Origin of the sequence: Gordonia sputi NBRC 100414 (assembly GCF_000248055.1) — a bacterium.
GTDB classification, from domain to species: Bacteria; Actinomycetota; Actinomycetes; order Mycobacteriales; family Mycobacteriaceae; genus Gordonia; species Gordonia sputi.
The window spans coordinates 1-3,324 of record NZ_BAFC01000091.1 but is presented as its reverse complement, the minus strand read 5'-3'; the positions used below and the strand labels follow the sequence as shown (position 1 = coordinate 3,324).

3 protein-coding genes and 3 pseudogenes are annotated in these 3,324 nt (G+C 60.6%); 4 read left to right on the top strand and 2 right to left on the bottom strand.

Translation table 11 applies throughout. The features are described from left to right. Positions 1-263, bottom strand: a pseudogene (locus tag GOSPT_RS15100) (IS256 family transposase); the annotation flags it as partial. Positions 264-376: 113 nt separating this feature from the next. On the opposite strand from GOSPT_RS15100, the pseudogene GOSPT_RS23650 reads away from it, so the two are divergent. From GOSPT_RS23650 to GOSPT_RS15085, 4 genes and pseudogenes are all read left to right on the top strand, one after another. Then, positions 377-520: pseudogene (locus GOSPT_RS23650) on the top strand (deferrochelatase/peroxidase EfeB); the annotation flags it as partial. A gap of 56 nt (positions 521-576) precedes the next feature. Then, a complete protein-coding gene (gene efeU, locus GOSPT_RS15095) occupies positions 577-1,479 on the top strand; it encodes an iron uptake transporter permease EfeU (protein ID WP_005207257.1) in 903 nt (300 codons plus the stop codon). A 44-nt stretch (positions 1,480-1,523) separates the two neighbouring features. Beyond that, the gene (efeO, locus tag GOSPT_RS15090; RefSeq protein ID WP_039856190.1) at positions 1,524-2,702 is read left to right on the top strand and encodes an iron uptake system protein EfeO; all 1,179 of its coding nucleotides are present in this window, start codon (positions 1,524-1,526) and stop codon (positions 2,700-2,702) included. A 235-nt stretch (positions 2,703-2,937) separates the two neighbouring features. Further along, a complete protein-coding gene (locus tag GOSPT_RS15085; RefSeq protein ID WP_174273063.1) occupies positions 2,938-3,099 on the top strand; it encodes a hypothetical protein in 162 nt (53 codons plus the stop codon). A gap of 12 nt (positions 3,100-3,111) precedes the next feature. On the opposite strand, the pseudogene GOSPT_RS24355 reads toward GOSPT_RS15085, so the two are convergent. Beyond that, positions 3,112-3,288, bottom strand: a pseudogene (locus GOSPT_RS24355) (IS3 family transposase); the annotation flags it as partial. Positions 3,289-3,324: the final 36 nt, after the last annotated feature.

Sequence of the window (3,324 nt, the reverse complement as noted above, 5' to 3'; positions counted from 1 at the left end):
TAGTCGTTGACCCGCGGTGCCTTCACCGCAACCGCACCCGCAGCGGTCATCACCTCCCGCTCGTTGTGGGAGCCGTTACGCACCACCAGACGGTGCCCGTTCTCATCGACCTGATCGGTGAACTGGTCGATGCAGGCGGCGACCTCGGCGCGCAATGCCGCGGCGAGCATCTGCCGAGCACCGTCTCGGACGATCTGATCGAGGATGGAGCGGTCCTCGCCAGCCGGGTTGGAACCTTCGTTGGAGTTGACTACCGTGAGCACGAGGCGTGCCTTTCCGCCAGCGCTGCAACGCTGACTTGATCAAGTGACTACCAGGATCATATTTACGGGAAGGCACGCCCTCCCTGATCCACAGGTCTTGATCATTCCTCCACACCCAGTTCGTGCCGATGCAGCGTGCGCTGGCGGCCCGGGATGCTCTCGGCGAATACATCACTCACACCGGATCGGCACTCTTCGCGTGCCCCCCGGGTCTCGCCGACGGCGAATGGTGGGGCCAGCGACTATTCGAAAGTTGAGTGATCAACCTTCGAATATGCGCCACGCCACGGGTAACGAACCAAAGGAGAACATTATGCTGCTGGCCAGCCCCTCTGTGCCCGCCCAGTTGTTCGGCAGCGGGCTGATCGGAGTACGCGAAGGTCTCGAGACCGGCATCGTCGTGATGGTCTTGGTCGCCTTCCTCGTCAAATCCGATCGTCGCGACGCTCTCAAGTGGGTGTGGGGAGGTGTCACGCTCGCGGTAGCGATGGTGGTAGGGATCTTTCTCGTCATCCATTTCGGCACTGCGACGAGGGAAGCGATGCCGGCGATCAGTTCAGCAGTCAGTGTGGTCACTGTTGACGTGGCGATCGTGACGTTCATGGTCCTATGGATGAGCAAAGCGGCTGTCAGTATCTCGTATGACCTCAAGCAGGGCATGTCGACGGCCCTCGTGAACGGTGGACCCGCCGTTCTTGGTCTGGCATTTCTCGCTGTTGGCAGAGAGGGATTCGAGACCGCCCTCCTCATGGTCGGATATGCCGAAAGCGTGTCCGGAGGCCTGTGGCCACTGTTAGGCCTGTTCCTGGGAGTACTCGTCGCAGTCGTGATCACGGTGTTGCTCTACCGCGGGGCGGTCCGACTCAACTTCCACAAGTTCTTTCTCTATACCGGCATCTTCTTGATCTTCGTCGCGGCGGGGATACTTGCGTACGGAATTCGCGCGTTGCAGACAGTCGGATGGCTCCCGGGTGGGGCGAACCTAGCATTCGACATCACCGCGCAGTACGACCAATCAGCTTGGTACGGAACACTTCTCGCAGGAATATTCAACTTTCGCGCAGATCCGACCGTGCTCCAGGTTGCGGGCTGGTGCCTCTACATCGCAATTGTCCTCACCCTATTCTTGCGCGCCAATCGCCGACGACCACCAACTCAGACCGCCGTCGATGACGCGACACCCACGACTCCGGCCCGACCTGACGCCTGCATCTGAAAGGAACCCCGAGGTTGAACAGAAATTTCAGAACCCCCGCAGGGATACTGACGTTAGGACTCGCCGCACCCATCCTGCTCATGAGTTGCACGTCAAAGGACACTGCCACAGGAACTATCTCAGTCACTTCTACCGAAACTGCATGTGATCTCGGAAACGACTCCGCCACAACCGGCGACGTCAGCTTTAATGTCACAAACAACGGGTCCAAGGTGACCGAATTCTACGTGTATGCGAACAACAATCGCGTGCTCGACGAGGTGGAAAACATCGGACCGGGACTTTCGGGAAAACTGACTGTTGAGATCGTCGATCCTGGCACCTATACGGTGGCCTGTAAACCAGGAATGGTCGGCACGGGAATCCGCAAGCAGATCAATGTCACCGGAGACAAGAAGAACAAGACGCAGGCGCCCGCCGACGTCAACGCCGCCAAAGCGCGCTACCTCGAGTACGTCCGCGGCCAGCTCGCTGGCCTACAAGCCCAAACTGAGCAGTTCACTACCGACATCAAGAGTGGAAATCTCGACGCGGCGCGCGCTTCATTCGGTCGCGTCCGAACCTTCTATGAGCGCGTCGAGCCGGTCGCGGCATCATTTCCCGAACTTGATCCCGCGATCGACATGCGCTGGGACGACACCGAAGACGGCAAACAGCCGTTCACTGGTTTCCATCGGATCGAGCGCTACCTGTGGCCACCTCAAGCATCAGAGGTTGGCGACGGTGCGGGACAAATCGCTCCCACCGACGCCGACAACGCGAAGACCACCGACAATGCGGACGCTATTGCTGCCATATCGACTCAGCTTCTCACCGACGTCACCACACTCAAGACTGAGGTCGACAAGCCAGACTTTACGTTCGAGACACGCCAATTTGTGGCGGGCCCTCAGGGGCTCATCGACGAGATCGCCGCAACAAAGGTCGGCGGCGAAGAGGACCGGTACTCGCACACCGACCTCTGGGACTTCGCGGCCAACGTAGACGGCGCCGAGACGCTCATCGCCGAGATGCAACCGATGATCACCGCGAAGAACCCGCAACTCATGGACAAGATCACTGCCCAGTTCGCTGACGTGCGCAATGCGATCAATCAGTACCGGCAAGGTGACGGATACGTAAGCTACACCGTCGTGACCCCAGACCAACGGAAGGTACTGTCCGACAAGATCGACGCCCTCTCGACGAGTCTGTCGCAGGTGCCCGGCATCGTCCTCGGCTGATCGCGACGGCGCGGCCTTGCGGCGCAAACCGCAGGGCCGCGCCGCGTACTTCGGGTTACGCCGCCGCACGAGCGCTGTCCGCACCTGCGCTGGCCTGGACCACCGTTAAAGCCATAGCGTGGGAGGTCATGATTGCGAACGTAGCGCGTGTCATCCTAATCGCTGCTGAGTTGAAGGATGCGTGTCGCAGCGGCTTCACCTCCCGCTCAGCCGCAAGTGCAGAGAGTGGCCGCTGGTGAACGCTGACCACACCGTCATCCATCTCGGTCCCACCCTGGCAATTGCCGTCGCGGTGCTCGCCGTGATCGCGATCGCCGTCAACCGATACAACGATCGCGCACTCGCCGCAGCGACCGCACGGGCCGCGATCCGCGCAGTGGGTCTGCTGCACGAATAGGTGACAGTTCAGTCACGCGGCCTGACTGGCCGGTGTGGTCATGATGGCTTCGTATTCGATCGGGGTCAACCGCCCGAGAGCGGACTGGCGACGGCGGCGATGATAGGTCCGTTCGATCCAGGTGACGATCGCGATCCGTAGCTCTTCTCGGGTGTCCCAGCGGCGGCGATCCAGCACGTTCTTCTGCAGCCGGAAACATCGCCGCGTCGGGTCACCGCACTATGC

What these genes read in the sequence shown, in the direction of transcription:
- efeU (WP_005207257.1), top strand. Translation starts at nt 577, where the DNA reads ATGCTGCTGGCCAGCCCCTCTGTGCCCGCCCAGTTGTTCGGCAGCGGG.